This window comes from Staphylococcus sp. EG-SA-2, assembly GCF_017152085.1.
Window position 1 is genome coordinate 1 of the sequence record NZ_JACYHC010000515.1, and the last position, 4003, is coordinate 4003.

Here is a 4003-nt window from a genome sequence, read left to right on the forward strand (position 1 = left end):
ATAAAAATACTGCGATTTCAGACCAAGTTTCAGTTGTAAATAGTGGGACTGCTGACACTCCTTTAATTGTTGAAGCCCGAGCAATTAAACCATCTAGTTACTTTATGATCACTAAAAATGATGAAGATTATTTTATGGTTGGTGATGATGAGGTAACCAAAGAAGTTAAGGATTACATGCCTCCTGTTTATCATAGTGAGTTTCGTGATTTCAAAGGTTGGACTAAGATGATTACTGAAGATATTCCAAGTAATGATTTAGGTGGTAAAGTCGGCGGTGACTTTGTGATATCCAATCTTGGCGAAGGATATAAAGCAACTAATTTTCCTGATGCAAAAGGTTGGGTTGGTGCTGGCACGAAACGAGGGCTCCCTAAAGCGATGACAGATTTTCAAATTACCTATAAATGTATTGTTGAACAAAAAGGTAAAGGTGCCGGAAGAACAGCACAACATATTTATGATAGTGATGGTAAGTTACTTGCTTCTATTGGTTATGAAAATAAATATCATGATAGAAAAATAGGACATATTGTTGTTACGTTGTATAACCAAAAAGGAGACCCCAAAAAGATATACGACTATCAGAATAAACCGATAATGTATAACTTGGACAGAATCGTTGTTTATATGCGGCTCAGAAGAGTAGGTAATAAATTTTCTATTAAAACTTGGAAATTTGATCACATTAAAGACCCAGATAGACGTAAACCTATTGATATGGATGAGAAAGAGTGGATAGATGGCGGTAAGTTTTATCAGCGTCCAGCTTCTATCATAGCTATCTATAGTGCGAAGTATAATGGTTATAAGTGGATGGAGATGAATGGATTAGGTTCATTCAATACGGAGATTCTACCAAAACCGAAAGGCGCAAGGGATGTCATTATACAAAAAGGTGATTTAGTGAAAATAGATATGCAAGCAAAAAGTGTTGTCATCAATGAGGAACCAATGTTGAGCGAGAAATCGTTTGGAAGTAATTATTTCAATGTTGATTCTGGGTACAGTGAATTAATCATACAACCTGAAAACGTCTTTGATACGACGGTTAAATGGCAAGATAGATATTTATAGAAAGGAGATGAGAGTGTGATACATGTTTTAGATTTTAACGACAAGATTATAGATTTCCTTTCTACTGATGACCCTTCCTTAGTTAGAGCGATTCATAAACGTAATGTTAATGACAATTCAGAAATGCTTGAACTGCTCATATCATCAGAAAGAGCTGAAAAGTTCCGTGAACGACATCGTGTTATTATAAGGGATTCAAACAAACAATGGCGTGAATTTATTATTAACTGGGTTCAAGATACGATGGACGGCTACACAGAGATAGAATGTATAGCGTCTTATCTTGCTGATATAACAACAGCTAAACCGTATGCACCAGGCAAATTTGAGAAAAAGACAACTTCAGAAGCATTGAAAGATGTGTTGAGCGATACAGGTTGGGAAGTTTCTGAACAAACCGAATACGATGGCTTACGTACTACGTCATGGACTTCTTATCAAACTAGATATGAAGTTTTAAAGCAATTATGTACAACCTATAAAATGGTATTGGATTTTTATATAGAGCTTAGTTCTAATACCGTCAAAGGTAGATATGTGGTACTCAAAAAGAAAAACAGCTTATTCAAAGGTAAAGAAATTGAGTATGGTAAAGATTTGGTTGGGTTAACTAGGAAGATTGATATGTCAGAAATCAAAACAGCATTAATTGCTGTGGGACCCGAAAATGACAAAGGAAAGCGTTTAGAGTTAGTTGTGACTGATGACGAAGCACAAAGTCAATTCAACTTACCTACCCGTTATATTTGGGGAATATACGAACCTCAATCAGATGATCAAAATATGAATGAAACACGGTTGCGTTCTTTAGCCAAAACAGAGTTAAATAAACGTAAGTCGGCAGTTATGTCATATGAGATTACTTCTACTGATTTGGAAGTTACGTATCCGCACGAGATTATATCAATTGGTGATACAGTCAGAGTAAAACATAGAGATTTTAACCCGCCATTGTATGTAGAGGCAGAAGTTATTGCCGAAGAATATAACATAATTTCAGAAAATAGCACATATACATTCGGTCAACCTAAAGAGTTCAAAGAATCAGAATTACGAGAAGAGTTTAACAAGCGATTGAACATAATACATCAAAAGTTAAACGATAATATTAGCAATATCAACACTATAGTTAAAGATGTTGTAGATGGTGAATTAGAATACTTTGAACACAAAATACACAAAAGTGATACACCGCCAGAAAATCCAGTCAATGATATGCTTTGGTATGATACAAGTAACCCTGATGTTGCTGTCTTGCGTAGATATTGGAATGGTCGATGGATTGAAGCAACACCAAATGATGTTGAAAAATTAGGTGGTATAACAAGAGAGAAAGCGCTATTCAGTGAATTAAACAATATTTTTATTAATTTATCTATACAACACGCTAGTCTTTTGTCAGAAGCTACAGAATTACTGAATAGCGAGTACTTAGTAGATAATGATTTGAAAGAGGACTTACAAGCAAGTTTAGACGCTGTGATTGATGTTTATAATCAAATTAAAAATAATTTAGAATCTATGACACCCGAAACTGCAACGATTGGTCGGTTGGTAGATACACAAGCTTTATTTCTTGAGTATAGAAAGAAATTACAAGATGTTTATACAGATGTAGAAGATGTCAAAATCGCCATTTCAGATAGATTTAAATTATTACAGTCACAATACACTGATGAAAAATATAAAGAAGCGTTGGAAATAATAGCAACAAAATTTGGTTTAACGGTGAATGAAGATTTGCAGTTAGTCGGAGAACCTAATGTTGTTAAATCAGCTATTGAAGCAGCTAGAGAATTCACAAAAGAACAATTACGTGACTATGTAAAAACATCGGACTATAAAACAGACAAAGACGGTATTGTTGAACGTTTAGATACTGCTGAAGCTGAGAGAACGACTTTAAAAGGTGAAATCAAAGATAAAGTTACGTTAAACGAATATCGAAACGGATTGGAAGAACAAAAACAATATACTGATGACCAGTTAAGTGATTTGTCCAATAATCCTGAGATTAAAGCAAGTATTGAACAAGCAAATCAAGAAGCGCAAGAAGCTTTAAAATCATACATTGATGCTCAAGATGATCTTAAAGAGAAGGAATCGCAAGCGTATGCTGATGGTAAAATTTCGGAAGAAGAGCAACGCGCTATACAAGATGCTCAAGCTAAACTTGAAGAGGCAAAACAAAACGCAGAACTAAAGGCTAGAAACGCTGAAAAGAAAGCTAATGCTTATACAGACAACAAGGTCAAAGAAAGCACAGATGCACAGAGGAAAACACTGACTCGCTATGGTTCTCAAATTATACAAAATGGTAAGGAAATCAAATTAAGAACTACTAAAGAAGAGTTTAATGCAACCAATCGTACACTTTCAAATATATTAAACGAGATTGTTCAAAATGTTACAGATGGAACAACAATCAGATATGATGATAACGGAGTGGCTCAAGCTTTGAATGTGGGGCCACGTGGTATTAGATTAAATGCTGATAAAATTGATATTAACGGTAATAGAGAAATAAACCTTCTTATCCAAAATATGCGAGATAAAGTAGATAAAACCGATATTGTCAACAGCCTTAATTTATCAAGAGAGGGTCTTGATATCAATGTTAATAGAATTGGAATTAAAGGCGGTAACAATAACAGATATGTTCAAATACAGAATGATTCTATTGAACTAGGTGGTATTGTGCAACGAACTTGGAAAGGCAAACGATCAACCGATGATATATTCACACGTCTTAAAGATGGACATCTAAGGTTTAGAAATAATACCGCAGGCGGTTCACTTTATATGTCACATTTTGGTATTTCAACATATATTGATGGAGAAGGCGAAGACGGAGGTTCATCCGGTACTATTCAATGGTGGGATAAAACTTACAGTGATAGCGGTATGAATGGCATAACAATCAATTC

Annotated in this window: 2 protein-coding genes; both read left to right on the top strand. The window is 34.7% G+C overall.

Annotated elements, in window-relative coordinates; genetic code table 11:
- On the top strand, positions 1-1076 hold a 1076-nt coding region (locus IDG60_RS08235; protein WP_111065358.1), incomplete at its 5' end, for a phage distal tail protein.
- Positions 1077-1091: 15 nt separating this feature from the next.
- Positions 1092-4003: phage tail spike protein (locus IDG60_RS08240; protein ID WP_206160611.1), on the top strand; the 2912-nt coding region annotated here is incomplete at its 3' end.